Raw genomic sequence first — 17,317 nt, 5'->3', positions numbered from 1 at the left:
ATGATATTTCCATTAAAATCATAGGTCAGGTTTTCGTTAAAGTTGTAGTTATACGGATTGGTAGATTCAGGTTCTGTATAGACAGCATCTTTTAGCCTATTCAGATTGTCATAAACATAGGAATACCGTTTCAAGGTACTTTCTGCAGCATTTTTCCAGTCTACCTCTGCAATATTTCCGTTGTATCTTCCCGAAGTTAGGTTGGTAAATTTAGGACTGTTATATCTAATTTCATATCCAAATAGTTTTCCATTCAAAGTGACTGGATCATTAATCTTAGTCATCCACCCTCTGATATTGTACTTGTAATCGATCTGCTGTAATGATGAAGCCACATTTATTCCCCCTACTTTCTTGCTTTCTAACTGAGAAAGTTCATTGTACTTATTCTGGGCCAGAATTTCCACGGGATTGGAGTCTACCTGATGCTTATGTACCAGCAGCCTATTTTGGTGGTCATACTCAAAGTTCTCCGTGATTACCCTTTCCGTATCCGTATTCAATCTTTTATGCTTGGTAACAACAGTTTGGGAAACCCCTGCAAAGTCCAGCTTGGACTCCGTCCTAGTATATCCTCCCAAGTGATTGATGGAATGGGTTCCAATGGCCCTGCCTCTGGTATCATAATAGGTGTAGCTCTTTGTCCAGTTGTCATCCTCAATGTTTTTTACATAGGAGGCAACAGGAAGTCCCTTGGTACTTTTAGGTTGGGACGGGTTGTCAGTAAGCAGTTCCTGTGAAAATTGGCTGCTGGCCGCTGGTGATCCCTGTGGATAAGTATCGTAGTAGTTAACACTTAGGATGGTTGGGATTTCTCCTACAAAATAAACATCAGAGTAATAGATTGTCATTCCATTTCGAGTAAATCCTGTAGAGCTTCTTTCTTCAGCAATGGTTATATTATTGATCTCATTTTGTCTGCCTGCTCTCCCCCCACCGGTTGATAGAAATCCCGTATAGGCAACCCGCCCTAATCGGTCGTACTTGGTAATGATCCATTTACTTTGAGCCTTAAGGTTGTCGTCCTGGGTTAGAACCAGTCTATCTGCCTTATCATATACCATATATTCCTTTCCCTTGCCCGGAAGTTTCTTTTCAACCAGTCGGTTTTTGCCATCATAGCTGTACTGGTAGCACAATCTGTCAAGGGTAGATGGGTCCAAAGATACTGAGACCGATGCCAATGGGGGAATGACAAAAGCCAATTGACCATACTCGTTGTAAACATAATAGGTATCTGCATTTTCCGTAGCGCTGAGGACCTTTCTTACCAAAATGGTTTGTCCCTTGCCATTCTTAAACTCGATAGTTTTGTTACCATCTTCATCGGTCACTACATTCTTGTAGAGCTGTCCGCTTTTGTAGAATCCGTTTTCAGAGTCAGGATCCGTGGCTGGCTTTAATTCTGACAAGGAGGCTCCATCAGGCCATGTGGTAGTGGTGGTAAACTTTTTTACCTCTCCTGCGGTATTGGCTTCATACTGGAACTTTACAGGTTTATTAGCCCAGTCGGTACCCACCTGAACTTGTTGCTGGATTCTGCTCAGGGGTGAGCTTTCTAGCTTCTTTTCCGAGTAAATCTTCTCTGAGCCGTAAATATTGGGTTGCGTGGCATTGGATAATGGATCTGTAACAATAGCGCCGTTTGAAGTGCCTCCCTGTGGAACAGGCAGGTAATCCAACACCTGTCTTCCAAAATCGTCATATACAATTTGGGTGACAACGTCTCTTCCTAATGGGGAAGCTTTTACGTTCACCACTTGCTTTGGACGTCCTAATCCATCAAAATACTGAACGGTTTCTACCTGCTTGGCATTGGCATCACTCTGGGTTTTCTCCTCAAGGTAAGTCCTTGATTGTATATAGTTTTCTGTAGGGGTAAGCTGTGCCTGCACCGACTGGGTGATCAGCAGCATCCCTATGGGGATTATTATTTTTTTCATCTTGTTTAATTTATCGGAAAGGTAAAATCTAAATTATAGGAAGTATTATCTGGTACACCAGTTACACCTAAGCCCTCAACTTTTTTCACTAACAATTCTCCATTGGTTCGAATGAATATGCTCCAAAGAAATCCATTACTATATGTACTTAAACTTTTTTCAGTCTGAGGAAGACAGGAACCGTTTATTTTCCCAACAATAACTCCACTAGTCGTCCAAGGCTTTCCAACGCCTGAAGAAAAGCCCATTTGAATTCTATAGTTTGTTGTATTTGCTAATGATATACCACCACCACCAGAAATAAACACACTTACATTACAATTTAAAGCTGTGCATGTCCCATTTAAATTAGCTATATTCTGTCCATTCGAATTGATTTCATTCTGTGCTTGTTGATCTGCATCAGGTTGGCTTATGAAAGAGGAGTAAGTATTTGCTGGTACCGTATAAATATAACTACTTCCTATTGCATAAGAACCGCAGTTGTTTCTTATAAAAGGTTGGCTTTTGATAGAATTATAAAACTTCTTTGGAGCATAGTTATATTTATATTCTTTTATAATCTTATTCTCAGAATCTAATACTCTTTCAAGTCTATTAAATGAGTCATATTTATAGTATTCTTTAAATCCAGAAGCTGAGGTAATTGTTTTAGCTCCGATTAAAGGATCATAGGTATATGTGGTAATTTGAAAATCTTTGAATTCTGTCTTAGTTCTAAAGTCATTTAGCTTAGAAAGCAAATCATTTTCTGTCAAGTCATCAATATCCAAATCAGATTTCTTTACAATGTCTAATTGTAAGTAAGAATTACTGCTGCTAGGATCTAAGCCAAAAGCTTGCATTACTTGTGAATAACTTCCCCCTTCAATTTTTGCAATAATCTGTGTTTTATTATACCCCCAAATAACTGTAATTGGAATATTGTTTTTAGTTGTGTATTGCAATACATTTCCATTATCATAGATATCATAGGTTACTTCTGTAGTGGGAACATTATTTGATATATCGTACGATAAAATAGAAGTAGGATTCAAATGATTAGGATTATCATATTTAGTTTCTATTAATGACTTCCTTTTTGGAGATCCATTAATTACATTTCCTATAACTTCTGTCTCAAGTGGAATATTTAAAATATTTGCATTAAGTAACTTTATATTATTTTTTTCAGTAGAATATTTAATATTTTCTATGTTACTTTTTCCATCTGCAAACTGGGTTGACTTGGATTTAATCTGATTATTAGAATTATAATCAAAATTTGTTTTTATCACTAAAGAATCTCCTCCGAAATAATCTATAGTTTCTTTATTCTTTAATATTGTTTCAGTTGAATATATGGGATAATATCCTACAGCTGATTTATAGTGTTGTACAAATGAGGGATCACTACCTGTCTCAAATGTATTTAAAGCATATACATAAAACATTGGGTGTACCATAGTAACACCATAACTGAATGGAGAGTTTTGTATCAGATAATGATACTTTTCTTTTTTTAACTTTAAAGAATTGCTATTAAAATAATTATTTTGTAATATACTTCCATTCTCTATTTTATTACCTTTTACCGATGGTAAAAATATAGGTCTGTTATAAGCGGCTATACCAAAATGAATATCTTCATTATTGGAATACAATGTCTCTGTTTTACCTTTAGTGTTTCCTGCTGAATCTATTTCTTTTTTTATCACTTTAGAGTAGCCTACATTATTTCCTGATGAAAGACTAAAGGTACTCGATATTGAGCTTGATTGCATAGAAACAAAAGATCCTTGTCTAGTTTTTACTACAGGTCTCCCTACACAATCACCTATTTCAAAAAAAGCTTCTCCATTATCTTCTCTTATCATATTAATAGGATTCGGTGTTAGCCCATTTTGATATTCAAATGCAGTAGTTGTCAAAAGTTGATTGTTGATATCATAATTTCTTTGTTCCTTTAATCTTAATCCATTCCCTTTATTGTACTTGTATTTATTATAAAGATAGAATAGATTAGAAGCTTCATTAAGTTCATAAATAAAAACAGATGAACCTTTTGTAGGGTATTCTATTTTTTCTAACATTCCACTTTGGGTGTAGTTTATATCAGGAATCTTTTTGTTATTATTTATTTCCGTAACAGGTATATTAATACTATAATTGAAATCAGTTGGATTAAGGTGAATAGTTTTATTAGTAAAGCCTCCATTAGAGTATCCCCAATAATCTACAGCATAAGATATTTTAGGTGGCAGCAATGTTTCATTATAATAAAAGGTATATTTCTCATCATTGTTTTTTTGTATAGAATTAAGTTTAAGCCTTTTATTTCGTTCTGAGTTAAAGGAATTGTTCATCAGGTTGGACATATCAACTACTTGAGACGAAAAATAATCATACTGGAATTTGTATTCGCTTACAGTTACATCATTATTGGTTGATAATGTTATTTTGTCTAATTTTTTAGTATTAAAATCAACTCTGTCAGAATAACTAAAAATTAATTTACCATTGTCACTTATTATACTTGATGGGAATAAGTACTTTTGTTGTGAATCACTTCCTGATGAGTTAACTACAAAATCATTTAACCCTCCGAATCGATTTGGATTGGGAACTGGTGCAGGATCATTGGTATTGTAAAAATCCAAATAATTTGATGATCCCTGCTTGCAATTATTATTACTATAATTTGTTGTATAATTTAAAAACCAAGTGGTTCCTCCTAAATTTGAAACTAATGAAGTACTTATATATTGAAATAATATTTTTTTATTATTTGTATCAATAATTTCACTTATATGAAAATTTCTTCCAACGGTTTTTGAACTATTAATAATATCTTCAACATTATTAAATTTATAAGTAAAACCTTTTGGATCTTTAATTGTAAAACCTAAACTTGTTTTTTCAAATTTGTACCCTTTTTTATTTAATGCTGTAAATATTATAGAACCATTATTATTTGCATTGTAATTTTCAAAATTCGAAATTAAAAACTCAACTTTTTCTCCAAATAAATTCATAACAAAAATATCTGGCTGCATATCTACTGCATCAAAATTAGAAGAAAGACTGCTGTACATTCCATTTCTTGGCACATTATTATTAGTAGCAATATAATAGCCATACGTGTTAAAGGATGGTGAATCATTAAAATTGGTAGGTCCATTGGCTAAAGAAAATGTGCTTGCATACGGGAGCGAAGATTTCGCAAAATCCAGTCTATAGCGTATATTATCACCAAAATCATCATATCCGTATATATTTTGTACTATTGTAGGAAAACCTATATCCCACCCAAGTCCTACCTGTCCTGCCTCATCCATTACTCTAATACCACTACCTGAAATATAATTTAGGCTTACTGGTAAGTTTACATCTCCTGATCTTAAATTAAAAAGGTTTATGCTTGGATTATTTCTTCCTAAATATTCATTATTATTTATGTCTCCATACTTTAAAAATGTCTGACTTGAGGGAGCCTTTGGAGGTTCAGGAAAATAGTAGTTAGTGTAATTTGCCTGTCCATACAATATGCTACTCAAATAGGAAAAAAGGGTAATAAAAATTATTTTTGTTAGAATTAAGTATTTTTTCATCTCTGTTTAGTTCTTTATTAACTTAGCATTCGCCGTCTTTTTATTTTCAGTCTTTATCGTTACCAGATAAGCCCCCTGAACCAGGGCCTGTGTATTGATCTTAGTTACCCTGTTCTTGGTTTTCAGGCTTTGCAATTGTCTTCCACTCATGTCATAGAGTAGAATGTCAGCCTCCTTGAAGTCAAAACCTATTTCTACGTAGGCATAGTCGGATACAGGGTTCGGGTAGATCTTAATATCATATTTTTCAATTAAATCATTCACCTGCTTGTCACCCAGCTTGACAATCTTCCAGTTCTCTTTTCCTAGTTCCTCAGCACTCGTTCCTGCCAGAATAATGGAACCATCTTTGTTTAATCTTAAGTCTGAAAGTCTTTCCTCCTTTTTCCTGGATTCTCCCTTGATGTGCTTTCTCCACTGCTCATTTCCGTTTCCGTCAAGGTACAGCATCCAGAATGTCTCATCATTCTTTTCCACTCTTCCCTCAGCCTGAGTGTAACCTCCTAACAGAATGCCTTTGGAGGATTTAGCATCTGCTGAATGAATCACGCTCATACCCATCAGAATATCACGGTTTCCAAAGGTGTAGGACTTCTGCCACTGCTCATCTCCACGTTCATTTAAGGATACCAGCCAAAGATCTGTTCCCTCTTCAATCCCTACGGTCTTGTTTCCTGATCTTTCTGATCTGGATTCCCCGCCAATAATGTAGCCATTGGAAGTCAATGCTAAAGTTCTGATGTGATCGTCTCCCTTACCACCAAGATTCTTTTCCCATTCAACCTTGCCGTTCTTATCAAACTTGATGATCCAGTAATCACCCTCACCAAAGTTTTCGCTTTGCTTGGAGGTTGTAGAGGGTTGGTTGTCGCTAGCCGATTTTTCATTTGAGGCATTGCCACCATTATTGACAATTCCACTTCGGGAATAGACTCCCAATAATGCGCCGCCATCTCTTGTGGGAATCATTTTTTCAACCTCGTCAAGACCTCTTCCACCCAAAATGAGTTGGGAAATTTCCTTGCCATTTTTGTCGAGTTTGACAACCCATACATCCTTGGAGCCATGTCCCTTGGGTGAGTTCTGGATATTTCCTGCTACAATAAATCCCTGGTCCGTAGTTTGGATCACTGCCTTGGCTTCCTCATCCGAAGAACTTCCCATAGTTTTTTGCCACAGCTCATCCCCAAATTCATTGATGCGGATTAACCAAACATCTGAACCGCCTTTGGAGTCGTCCTTTTTATCCAATCCTTTGCCTGAATACGAGGTTCCTGCCAAGAGGAATCCGCCATCCTGCGTGGTTACAGTCGCTGAAAGGTAATCGTGGTTGTTTCCTGAAAAATATTTTTCAAAAACCTGTTCTCCCTGTTGGTTCAGTTTCACCAGATGGAAGTCGTAGCCATTGTTTTGCCTGTTGTTCTGTTGGAGTTTATCGCTCTGGATGGAGCTTCCTGTAATAAGATACTGCTGATCGATGGTGGTGGTCACCTCGCTTAGAAAGTCCTGGGTAGAAGATTGGATGTCTTTTTGCCAGATCACTTCCTGAGCAGACATACCCAGCACAGTGCATAAGGTAAATGCACCGAGATAAATCTTTTTCATTCTTGTATTTTTAGGTTAGCGATTAGTTTTATTATTTTGCCACAAATTTAACTTTTTTTATGACTTAAAACCTTTATTAAAGGGATTTGATATAAAAATAACCTATGAATATATTTTATCATTCCATATTATCTAAACACAAAGATATTTTCATGAAGCGACAAAACATGACGTATTATTTTCACCATAAAAAAAGCCTTTGAAATTTTCAAAGGCCTCATTTATTTCTTTCTTGAAGAATTTTTTCTATATCTTCCAACGAAAAGTCTTTTGCTTTCAATAGAATAAGAAAATGATATAGAAGATCTGCGGCTTCATTTTTAAAAAGTATATCATTATTATCTTTAGCTTCAATCAGTACTTCTACAGCTTCCTCTCCTACTTTTTGAGCCATTTTATTAATCCCTCTCTGATATAAAGAATATGTATAAGAACTTTCTACTTTATTATCAATTCTTTGAGATATTTTTTCTTCCAATTCATATAAAAATCCCTTGGGATCTTTTTCACCGAAGCAACTGAAAGTTCCTTTATGGCAAACCACATTCGTTGGAATGACCTTAATCAATATAGTATCCTGATCACAATCTATATCTATACTTTTCACTTCTAGAAAATTACCAGATTCTTCTCCTTTTGTCCATAATCTGTTTTTGGAGCGACTGAAGAAAGTGACCCTTTTTTCTTTTTTTGTCTTTTCAAATGCTTCCTCATTCATGTAGCCCAGCATCAAAACCTGTAATGTTCTGTTGTCCTGAATAACTACCGGAATAAGGCCATTATCTTTATTAAAATTAATGTTCATCGTACTTCTATTTTTTGAATTTTTAATTGTTGTTTTAAATCTTGAATTCCAATTTCATTAAAATGGAATATACTGGCTGCCAATGCTCCCGTAGCCTTGGTTTCATTGAATACTTCAACAAAATCCTCTGTAGCACCTGCACCTCCAGAAGCAATGACAGGAATACTTACGTTTTCTGAAACAAGTTTTGTAATCCGTAAATCAAAGCCATTTTTTGTTCCGTCACCATCCATAGAAGTTAAAAGGATTTCACCGGCCCCAAAATTTTCTGCCTGTCTTGCCCATTCCACAGTAGTAAGTTCTGTAGCCTTTCTACCTCCATTAATGTGAACAAGATCAACACCCCCAACCCATCTTGTATCAATAGCAACTACAATACACTGGCTCCCAAATTCATTTGCCAAATCAGAGATAAGCTTTGGGTTTTTCACTGCGGAAGAATTGATACTAATCTTATCTGCCCCTGCTTCTAAAAGCTTTCTGACATCTTCAATAGACGAAATTCCTCCACCTACTGTAAAAGGAATGCTTAACTCTTTGGCAATATCTCTTACTAATTCTACAAATGTTTTTCGATCTTCAAGGGTTGCAGTAATATCAAGAAAAACAAGTTCATCAGCTCCCTCCTGTTCATATTTTTTTGCCAGCTCTACCGGATCGCCTGCATTTTTCAGATCCTCAAAATTGATTCCCTTTACCGTACAACCATCTTTAATATCCAAACACGGAATAATTCTTTTTTTAAGCATTTTCAATAAAATTTTGAAGTTGTTGGAGGCTTATTTTTCCCTCATAAATAGCTTTTCCTATAATTGTCCCGGAGCAGCCGACATCTTTCATTTTATGGACATCCATGATGCCAGAAATACCACCGCTGGCTACCAACTGAACTGAAGTTTTGTATAAAATTTCAATATACAGGCCTGTTGAGGGGCCTTCCAGCATTCCATCCTTTGAAATATCAGTGCATATTGTGCTCTGAATTCCTTTTTCCTGATATTGAAGAATAAAATCAATAATATCTTCATTACTTTCTTCTTGCCATCCGGAGGTTTTAATTTTTCTGTTATCGCAGTCTGCTCCAAGGATGATTTTTTCCGGACCGTACTTTTTGATGGCGCGATAACAAAACTCAGGATCCTGAACAGCAATACTTCCTAAGGTAATCTGTTTTGCACCGGAATTGAAGGCAATTTCTATATCCTGTTCTGTTTTCAATCCACCTCCAAAATCAATGTGAAGTGAAGTTGAACGTGCAATATCCTCCAACACATTTTGATTTACAATATGTTTTGATTTTGCGCCATCAAGATCAACCAAATGCAGATATTTAATTCCAAAGTCTTCAAATTCTCTGGCAACTTCTACGGGGTTTTCATTGTATATTTTCTTTGTGCTATAGTCACCTTTTGATAAACGCACACATTTTCCATCAATAATATCAATAGCCGGAATAATCTTCATTATGATAAGTTTATAAAGTTTTTAAGTATTTGACGACCAATGGTTCCTGATTTTTCCGGGTGAAACTGCATCGCATAGAAATTATCTTTCTGTAAAGACGCACTGAATGGCAGAATATAGTCACAAACCGAAGTGGTAAAGTCTGACAGTTCACAATAGTAACTGTGTACAAAATAGACATCATCATCTTTTTCAATACCTGAAAACAATAAGGAGTTTTGATCCACAACAGTATTCCAGCCCATATGCGGCACAAGACCCTGAGGTGGAAATTTTTTCACAGCGATATCAAAAATTCCCATTCCCTCAGTATTTCCTTCTTCATTAGCTTTACACATTAACTGCATTCCCAGACAAATTCCCAAAACAGGCTGTTTCAGACTCCGAATCAGCACATCAAGGCCTTTTTCCTTTAATAATCTCATGGTGGAAGATGCTTCGCCTACACCGGGAAAAATAACTTTATCTGCGTTTAGGATGACTTCGGGATCATCTGTAATAATCGATTCTGCCTGAAGCCTGTTTAAAGCATTCTGTACAGAACTTACATTACCACCATTATATTTTATTATTGCAATCATATGTTATAAACTTCCTTTTGTTGAGGGTAAACCATAATTGGTATCTGATTGATTGACGGCCATTTTAATTGCCTTTGCAAACGCCTTGAAAATAGATTCTATCTTGTGGTGTTCATTGTCTCCTTCTGCTTTGATATTCAGATTAGACCTTGAGGAATCTGTAAACGATTTGAAAAAGTGATAGAACATTTCTGTAGGAACATCTCCTATTTTTTCTCTTTTAAATTCAGCATCCCAAACTAGCCACGGCCTTCCTCCAAAGTCAATGGCCACCTGCGACAGGCAATCATCCATAGGAAGTAAGAAACCATATCTTTCAATACCTTTTTTCTTTCCCAATGCCTTTACAATAGCTTCTCCCAGTACAATTCCTGTGTCTTCAATGGTATGATGCTCATCCACAGCAAGATCTCCATTCACCTTGATCGTAAGGTTCATATTTCCGTGTCTGGCGATCTGTTCCAGCATGTGATCAAAGAAATGAAGCCCTGTTGAAATTTCAGAATTACCGTTTCCATCAATAGTAACTTCAACATCTATTTCTGTTTCATTGGTTTTTCTGAATACTCTGGCTTTTCTCATTCCACCTTTTAAGAAGCGATAAATCTCATTCCAATCTGTTGTAACAAGGCTTACTTCATCATTAAAGCTTTGGTTTAGAAAAATAGCCTTAGATCCCAAGTTTTTAGCTAATTGAATGTCCGTAACTCGATCACCAATTACATAGGAATTTTCAAGATCGTAATTTCCATAGATGTATTTCCCAAGCATTGCAGTTCCAGGTTTTCTGGTAGGTAACCCTTCATGTTCAAAGCTTTTATCTATTAAAATATCACTAAAAATTATTCCTTCATTTTCAAGCGTTTTGAGCACCTTTTCCTGCGGTTTTATAAAGTCTTCCAGAGGAAAGCTTTCAGTGCCTAAACCATCTTGATTGGTTACCATTACCAGCTCATAATCTAACTCATTGGCTATTTTGGACAGATTTTGAAAAACACCTGGATAAAATTCAAGTTTTTCCAGTGAATCTACCTGAAAATCTGTGGGTGGCTCGATAATTAACGTTCCATCCCGATCTATAAACAGTACTTTTTTCATTCTTATATGTTTTTTAAAAGATTGATCAGCTTTTCATTGTCCTGACGATTTCCTACATTAATTCTGATGCATCCCGGAATAGCCGGATCTCTTCTGCTGGTTAAGATTTCCTGCTCAAGCATCATTTCGTATACTTTCCCTACATCTTTCATTTTAATTAAAAAGAAATTGGCGTCCGTTGGAAATACCTTTGCAATACATTCGATATCTTTAAATTGTTCCTGTAACCATTCTTTTTCTTTCAAAATTTTACTTACATTTTCCTGAAGCTTAGTTTCTTCATCCAATGTTTTTAAAATTAATTCCTGACTTAATACGTTGACATTGTAAGGGGCTTTTACCGTATTGATCAGTTTAATGATCTCTTCCGAAGCATAAGCCATTCCCACTCTTGCACCTGCAATTCCCCATGCTTTTGAAAAGGTCTGAAGAACAATAAGATTGGGGTATTTAGCCAAAAGTTCCAGACTTGACTTCTTTCCGGAAAATTCGATGTAGGCTTCGTCTACCACAACAATTCCATCAAAATTCTGAAGATAGAATTCAATATCATCTACACTATTTCCAGTAGGATTATTGGGGGAGCACAGAAAGAAAACCTTAATGGGCTGCTCTTTTACAATTCTTAAAAAATCGTCTTTTACAATATCAAAATTTTCATCCAGATTAATCTGTAAAACCTTGTTTTCATTAATGGTAGCATAAAAACCATACATGGCAAACGACGGGTTCATCATCAGAATGGAGTCTTTTTTAGGTTCGCAAAAAATCTTAATGATTAAATCAATCAGTTCGTCACTTCCGTTTCCTATTGCAATCTGTGATGGGGAAACATCTTTAAGCTCTGATAATCTGTTTTTAAGCTTTCTCTGCGTTGAATCCGGATAGCGGTTACATTCTCCAAAAGGACTTTCATTGGCATCTAAAAAGGCAGGATTATTAAATTGATTATGGTCCCTAAAACTGATATAAGGCTGTAATTTTAATATATTTTCTCTTACTAAATTATTGATACTTATTGTATTCATTTTTATTATTTTAATCTGATTGATACTGCATTTTTGTGGGCAAACAGACCTTCTGCTTCTGCCATTATTTCTATTGTTTTTCCTAGATTCTGAAGTCCCTCCTTTGATAAGTGTTGAAACGTTATTTTCTTTACAAAACTATCTAGAGATACTCCGCTGTAATTTCTTGCGTAGGCATTGGTAGGAAGCGTGTGATTGGTTCCGCTGGCATAATCTCCGGCACTTTCACAGGAATAGTTTCCAAGGAAAACAGACCCTGCATTTTGAATCATCGGAATATATTTTTCAAAATCATTGATCGCTAAAATGAGGTGTTCCGGAGCATAAAGATTACTGAATTCAACAGCTTCTTCAAGACTATTCATTACTATAAAGCTGCTATTTTCAAGCGATTGATTTGCAAATTCATTCCTAGGTAAGTCTCTGATTTGCTTTCCAACAGCACTAATTGTCTCATCAAAAACTTTAAGATCAGTCGTAAGAAATACAACCTGACTATCACTTCCGTGTTCTGCCTGTGAAAGAAGGTCTGCTGCACAAAATTCCGGGATCGCCTGCTCATCTGCTATTACAAGAACCTCGCTTGGACCTGCCGGCATATCGATGGCGACTCCATAACGTTGGGCATATTCTTTTGCAGCCACCACAAACTGATTTCCGGGACCGAAGATCTTGTATACCTTGGGAATACTTTCAGTTCCTAAAGCCATGGCAGCTACAGCCTGCGCTCCACCTGTTTTAAAGATTTTTGAGACTCCGCAAAGCTTTGCCGCATACAAAATAGCAGGATTGATATTCCCATCTTTATCTGGTGGTGTACAAAGAATAATTTCTTTGCATCCGGCTAGATTTGCAGGTACAGCAAGCATTAATACTGTCGAAAACAAAGGGGCTGTTCCCCCAGGAATGTAGATTCCCACTTTCTCTACGGCTCTATTCTCTCTCCAGCAAACCACTCCTTTTGTAGTTTCAACCTTTTGAATTTCCGGAACTTGAGAAGTATGAAATTTAGAAATATTCTCCTTTGCCTCCTGAATTGCTATTTTTAATTCATCACTGATTTGATTTTCTGCTTTTTCAATTTCTGCATCTGTCACAGAAATATTCTCTGTTTCGGCCTTATCAAATTTCTTATTGAACTCTATTAAAGCCCGATCTCCATTATCTTCAACTTTTTTAAAAATTTCAGCAATCAGTTCTGAAATTTCATTCTGCTCAAGGGTTGGACGTTTTACCAATTCAGTCCAGGTTTCCTGTTGTGGATATCTATATATTTTCATTTGTATTTTTTTAAATAACCATTTTATCAATTGGAATAATCAGAATATCCTGTGCTCCGTTTTCTTTTAGCTCATCTATGACTTCCCAAAAACGTTCTTCATCAATCACAGAATGAATACTGCTCCATCCTTCTTCTGCCAATGGAATAACTGTGGGACTTTTCAGTACAGGAAGTACTTCTGCTATTTTTTGAATTTTATCATTGGGAACATTCATCAGGATATATTTTGAGTTCTTTGCTTTTAAAACTGACTTAATTCTGAATAAAAACTTATCTAAAATAGTCGTTTTATCCTGCGATAATTCTGGTGTTTGAGCTAAAACAGCTTCTGATTTCAGTAAAGTAACAGTTTCTCGCAATCCGTTTTTGAATAGAGTGCTGCCAGAGCTTACAATATCACAGATTCCATCTGCCAGACCAATATTTGGAGCTATTTCCACAGAACCGGAAATAACGTGAATATCTGATGTAATACTTTCTTTTTCTAAAAAGTTTCTAAGGGTATTGGGATAAGAAGTTGCAATTTTTTTGCCTTGAAAATAGGCCAGATCATCGGTTTCAATATCTTTTGGAACAGCGATGGATACGCGGCATTTTGAAAACCCAAGCTTCTGAACAATCTGAATGTTCTTCTGCTTTTCAATCAATAGATTTTCACCTACAATGGCAATATCCACCACTCCGTCTTCAAGGTATTGTGGAATATCTGAATTCCGGAGATACATGATTTCCATCGGAAAGTTATCTACGGAAACTTTAAGCTGATCTTTCCCGTTGTTAACGAGGATTCCACAATCTTTAAGGAGCTGTAAGGATTCTTCATAAAGCCGGCCGCTTTTTTGGATCGCAATTTTTAATTTACTCATTTCGTCTTTGTTGAGTCTGAGCAAATAAAACTGATCTATTGAAGATTTCTGAGGTGAATTCAGGAAACAAAAAAACCGTCTATTTACTCAGACGGTTTTTAATTATTTTTGATTTTAGCATACACATATATCAATCAATTCCGCCTAACAGAGATGATGATAATAATGATGTAATGCTAAAAATATTGGTTTCATTGTATTGAATTGTGATGCAAATGTAGGATTTATTTTTAAAATGCAAAGTTTTTTTAGATAATTTTTTGATAAAGATTCATCAATTCATTGGCAATTGGCTCGTCATTAAATTTCTGAACAAACTCAAAACCCTTTTCTTCACGGCGTTTTCTTTCAGATTCATTGTCCCATAGAAATTGTATTTTGGCTTTGATATCCAAATCATTTTTAGGATCAATGTAAACAGAGTCTTTTCCTCCTGCTTCAGGAAGACAACTTGTATTACTTGTTATGACTACAGTTTTTGAAAAAAGGGCCTCAATAACAGGGATTCCAAAGCCTTCAAAAAAGCTTGGATAAACAAAAACATCTGCCAGTTTATAGATCACAGCCAGCTCATCCATGGAAACTCCTTCCAGGAATATGATCTGTTTTTCCATTTTATTTTTTTTCAGAAATTTTTCTATTTTCTGATAATATTTTGTCTTTCTGCCTACAACGACCATTGGAATTTCAGTTCCATTGATTGCTTTTACAACGCTCAACAGATTCTTACGATCTTCAATGGTTCCTACATTCAGAATGAACCTTTCAGGAAGTTTAAATTTATCTTTTGCTGCCTGAATAAGCTCGGTAGATTGTTGTTCTTTAAAAGCCTTATGACAGCCTTGGTAAATGACTTCAACCTTGCTTTCAGGAACGTTTAGATACTGAACAATATCTCTTTTGGTCTGTTCTGAAATGGCAATAATTTTATCAGCCATACTCGCAGCTTTCTTAAACTTCCATAAGTGTATTTTCCTATCGAAAAAAGAATAATATTGCGGATATCTTACAAAAATCAGATCATGAATGGTAACAATCTTTTTAATAGGTTTTTGGTCCCATTTCAAAGGAAGTTCACCTGATAAACCGTGGAAAATATCAGCACCTTGCTTTTGGGCATCTTTACCCATCTTTAACTGTCGGGAAAATTTACCTTTAGAGGTTTCAATAAATTTGACATTAGAACGTCCCAGAATATCCTTTCCGCGCTCAGATTTATTCTTATTAAGCAGTAGATATTCATGATCAGGGTAATACTCGGAAAGTATTCTTACAAGATCCCTTGAATAATTGCCCAGGCCGGACGTATTATGAAAAAAACGTTTTGCGTCAAAGGCAATCTTCATCGTTGTATTTGTTTTTGAAATTCCTGAAATGTACCGAATGTATGTCCTTTGTCTTTCAACCAGCCAACAAATGAATCAAATCTTTCTACCATATCTTTTCCTGAGTTTTTTACAGTAAAACCCGGAAGCTTAAAAGCTTCTTCTTTAATTTCTGCAAATTCCCATGGATGGAAATAGATATTCAGATAGTTATCTTTTTTCAAGGTATCAGCAGCCAATTTTTTGTAAAATGATAATGGGAAATTATGAAAACTTAGCCAAAATAAAGGAATTCTGAAGTTTGGAGACACGGATGCCGGTACCTGTGTTACGTTTCCTTCTTTAAAATACGTTCTCGATACTTTTAGATTATTATATCTTCCCGGTAAAAAGGTAGGATTTATGGACGAATTGTAGGAATATCCGGCCTTTTCAACTTCTTTTTCGTTGACAGGCATCATTCTCGGCATTCTTAATCCTGTTACTTTTGTTGAAAATAATTCTTCCAGCTTTTCTCTTGATTCTTTCAGATGTTTTTCTTCAAATTCTGAATGAAACCAAGTGTGTGAGGCTAATTCATGCCCTTCATTTAATAACCTTTCAATAAGGTGCTTGCTGTTTTCTGCAAAGACTACCGTAGAAAAGAAAGTAGCCTTAGCGTTATATTTTTTAAGGATATTCAAGATCCTTTCTAGTCCTGTTTGCGAAATTGAAATTTGCTTTTCAAAGGGAATTTCACCCTTATACTCTAATGGCATATCAAATTCTTCAATGTCAAAACTCAATAAAACCATTTTAAAAATTTTTGTTTTTAATAATATAATTAGGCCTGTCTTTCACCTGTTTAAAGATTTTACCCAAATAAATTCCCATAATTCCCAAGATGATCAGCTGAAGTCCTCCAAAGAACACGATGGTCATGATTAAGGATGCCCAACCTGAGATTTCTGTGTGAGCTATAAAGGAATGAATTACATAAATTCCATAACCAGTAATTGAGATCGCTGAAAACAAAAAACCCAGATAAGCAGCAAGATAAAGAGGCTTTACACTGAATGCAGTGATTCCTGTGAATGCAAAGGTGAACATCTTTTTAAGATTATAACTACTGCTTCCATAGAGTCTTTCTGCTGCTGTAAAATCTATTCCGATTTGCTTGAATCCCATCCAGCTTGTTAATCCTCTCAGGAATAAATCATCTTCATTGAATTTACGCATCACTTCAACTGCTGCTGCATCCATCAATCTGAAATCTGAACCTCCTCCTTTCGTTAAATTAACATCAGAAAGGCTTGATAATAGCTTATAGAAAAGATCCGATGTTTTTCTTTTAAAATAAGAAATTTCCTTGGGATAAGTTCTTACCGTAAAAACCACATCATACCCTTCTTCCCATTTTTTTATCATTTCAGGGATAAGTTCAGGCGGATGCTGAAGATCTCCATCCATAGAGATGACTGCATTTCCCTGAGCACAATCCATTCCCGCTTTTACAGCAGGCTGGTGACCAAAGTTTCGTGAGAATTCGATGAATTTTACTTCATCATATCTACTGGAAAGTTCTTCCAGTTTTTGCTGTGTATTGTCTCTGCTTCCATCGTTTACAAATATGATTTCAAAGTCATAGTTGCTTAGCCCGTCAAAAACCTCCTTGATTTTCTGATGAATCATGGCTACGTTTCCTTCTTCGTTATAGGCGGGTATTACAATTGAAATTTTCTTCATATTGA

At 35.6% G+C, this 17,317-nt stretch carries 14 protein-coding genes; all 14 read right to left on the bottom strand.

Annotated elements, in window-relative coordinates; translation table 11 throughout:
* Positions 1 to 1,943, bottom strand: a 1,943-nt coding sequence (locus C1638_RS21325) for a DUF6443 domain-containing protein (RefSeq protein ID WP_228428247.1), incomplete at its 3' end; no start/stop codon positions are given.
* Positions 1,944 to 1,948: 5 nt separating this feature from the next.
* Complete coding sequence (locus tag C1638_RS21320) at positions 1,949 to 5,533, bottom strand: DUF5977 domain-containing protein (RefSeq protein ID WP_123838420.1); 3,585 nt, start codon at positions 5,531 to 5,533, stop codon at positions 1,949 to 1,951.
* A 6-nt stretch (positions 5,534 to 5,539) separates the two neighbouring features.
* A complete protein-coding gene (locus C1638_RS21315) occupies positions 5,540 to 7,138 on the bottom strand; it encodes a T9SS type A sorting domain-containing protein (protein ID WP_109623953.1) in 1,599 nt (532 codons plus the stop codon).
* A gap of 217 nt (positions 7,139 to 7,355) precedes the next feature.
* Positions 7,356 to 7,943 carry a bifunctional phosphoribosyl-AMP cyclohydrolase/phosphoribosyl-ATP diphosphatase HisIE gene (gene hisIE / locus C1638_RS21310; RefSeq protein WP_109623952.1) on the bottom strand — a complete coding sequence of 196 codons (588 nt, stop codon included), beginning with the start codon at positions 7,941 to 7,943 and terminating at the stop codon, positions 7,356 to 7,358.
* Positions 7,940 to 8,692: an imidazole glycerol phosphate synthase subunit HisF gene (gene hisF, locus C1638_RS21305; protein WP_109623951.1), complete on the bottom strand. Its 753-nt coding sequence runs from the start codon at positions 8,690 to 8,692 to the stop codon at positions 7,940 to 7,942. Before hisF ends, hisIE begins: the two co-directional genes overlap by 4 nt.
* Positions 8,685 to 9,407 carry a 1-(5-phosphoribosyl)-5-[(5-phosphoribosylamino)methylideneamino]imidazole-4-carboxamide isomerase gene (gene hisA / locus C1638_RS21300; RefSeq protein WP_109623950.1) on the bottom strand — a complete coding sequence of 241 codons (723 nt, stop codon included), beginning with the start codon at positions 9,405 to 9,407 and terminating at the stop codon, positions 8,685 to 8,687. The genes hisF and hisA overlap by 8 nt, the downstream gene beginning before the upstream one ends.
* Complete coding sequence (hisH, locus tag C1638_RS21295) at positions 9,407 to 9,988, bottom strand: imidazole glycerol phosphate synthase subunit HisH (protein ID WP_109623949.1); 582 nt, start codon at positions 9,986 to 9,988, stop codon at positions 9,407 to 9,409. Before hisH ends, hisA begins: the two co-directional genes overlap by 1 nt.
* Positions 9,989 to 9,991: 3 nt before the next feature.
* The gene (gene hisB / locus C1638_RS21290) at positions 9,992 to 11,086 is read right to left on the bottom strand and encodes a bifunctional histidinol-phosphatase/imidazoleglycerol-phosphate dehydratase HisB (protein WP_109623948.1); all 1,095 of its coding nucleotides are present in this window, start codon (positions 11,084 to 11,086) and stop codon (positions 9,992 to 9,994) included.
* Between the two features lie 2 nt (positions 11,087 to 11,088).
* Complete coding sequence (gene hisC, locus C1638_RS21285; RefSeq protein WP_109623947.1) at positions 11,089 to 12,114, bottom strand: histidinol-phosphate transaminase; 1,026 nt, start codon at positions 12,112 to 12,114, stop codon at positions 11,089 to 11,091.
* Positions 12,115 to 12,119: 5 nt separating this feature from the next.
* Positions 12,120 to 13,394, bottom strand: a complete 1,275-nt coding sequence (hisD, locus tag C1638_RS21280; protein ID WP_109623946.1) for a histidinol dehydrogenase — start codon at positions 13,392 to 13,394, stop codon at positions 12,120 to 12,122.
* A gap of 10 nt (positions 13,395 to 13,404) precedes the next feature.
* Positions 13,405 to 14,262 (bottom strand): ATP phosphoribosyltransferase, encoded by an 858-nt coding sequence (gene hisG, locus C1638_RS21275; protein ID WP_109623945.1) that lies wholly within the window; start codon positions 14,260 to 14,262, stop codon positions 13,405 to 13,407.
* Positions 14,263 to 14,510: 248 nt separating this feature from the next.
* Positions 14,511 to 15,608, bottom strand: coding sequence for a glycosyltransferase family 4 protein (locus C1638_RS21270; protein ID WP_109623944.1), 1,098 nt, complete (start codon positions 15,606 to 15,608; stop codon positions 14,511 to 14,513).
* A complete protein-coding gene (locus C1638_RS21265) occupies positions 15,605 to 16,381 on the bottom strand; it encodes a polysaccharide deacetylase family protein (RefSeq protein WP_109623943.1) in 777 nt (258 codons plus the stop codon). Before C1638_RS21265 ends, C1638_RS21270 begins: the two co-directional genes overlap by 4 nt.
* A gap of 1 nt (position 16,382) precedes the next feature.
* A complete protein-coding gene (locus tag C1638_RS21260) occupies positions 16,383 to 17,312 on the bottom strand; it encodes a glycosyltransferase family 2 protein (RefSeq protein WP_109623942.1) in 930 nt (309 codons plus the stop codon).
* Positions 17,313 to 17,317 lie beyond the last annotated feature (5 nt).

This window comes from Chryseobacterium oncorhynchi (assembly GCF_002899895.1).
Classification (GTDB): domain Bacteria; phylum Bacteroidota; class Bacteroidia; order Flavobacteriales; family Weeksellaceae; genus Chryseobacterium; species Chryseobacterium oncorhynchi.
This window is presented reverse-complemented; position numbering and strand designations above follow the sequence as displayed.

Coding starts and splice junctions, on each gene's coding strand:
- hisG (WP_109623945.1), bottom strand. CDS start 14,262: ATGAGTAAATTAAAAATTGCGATCCAAAAAAGCGGCCGGCTTTATGAA.
- C1638_RS21315 (WP_109623953.1), bottom strand. CDS start 7,138: ATGAAAAAGATTTATCTCGGTGCATTTACCTTATGCACTGTGCTGGGT.
- hisF (WP_109623951.1), bottom strand. CDS start 8,692: ATGCTTAAAAAAAGAATTATTCCGTGTTTGGATATTAAAGATGGTTGT.
- C1638_RS21320 (WP_123838420.1), bottom strand. CDS start 5,533: ATGAAAAAATACTTAATTCTAACAAAAATAATTTTTATTACCCTTTTT.
- C1638_RS21260 (WP_109623942.1), bottom strand. CDS start 17,312: ATGAAGAAAATTTCAATTGTAATACCCGCCTATAACGAAGAAGGAAAC.
- C1638_RS21265 (WP_109623943.1), bottom strand. CDS start 16,381: ATGGTTTTATTGAGTTTTGACATTGAAGAATTTGATATGCCATTAGAG.
- C1638_RS21270 (WP_109623944.1), bottom strand. CDS start 15,608: ATGAAGATTGCCTTTGACGCAAAACGTTTTTTTCATAATACGTCCGGC.
- hisD (WP_109623946.1), bottom strand. CDS start 13,394: ATGAAAATATATAGATATCCACAACAGGAAACCTGGACTGAATTGGTA.
- hisB (WP_109623948.1), bottom strand. CDS start 11,086: ATGAAAAAAGTACTGTTTATAGATCGGGATGGAACGTTAATTATCGAG.
- hisIE (WP_109623952.1), bottom strand. CDS start 7,943: ATGAACATTAATTTTAATAAAGATAATGGCCTTATTCCGGTAGTTATT.
- hisH (WP_109623949.1), bottom strand. CDS start 9,988: ATGATTGCAATAATAAAATATAATGGTGGTAATGTAAGTTCTGTACAG.
- hisC (WP_109623947.1), bottom strand. CDS start 12,114: ATGAATACAATAAGTATCAATAATTTAGTAAGAGAAAATATATTAAAA.
- hisA (WP_109623950.1), bottom strand. CDS start 9,407: ATGAAGATTATTCCGGCTATTGATATTATTGATGGAAAATGTGTGCGT.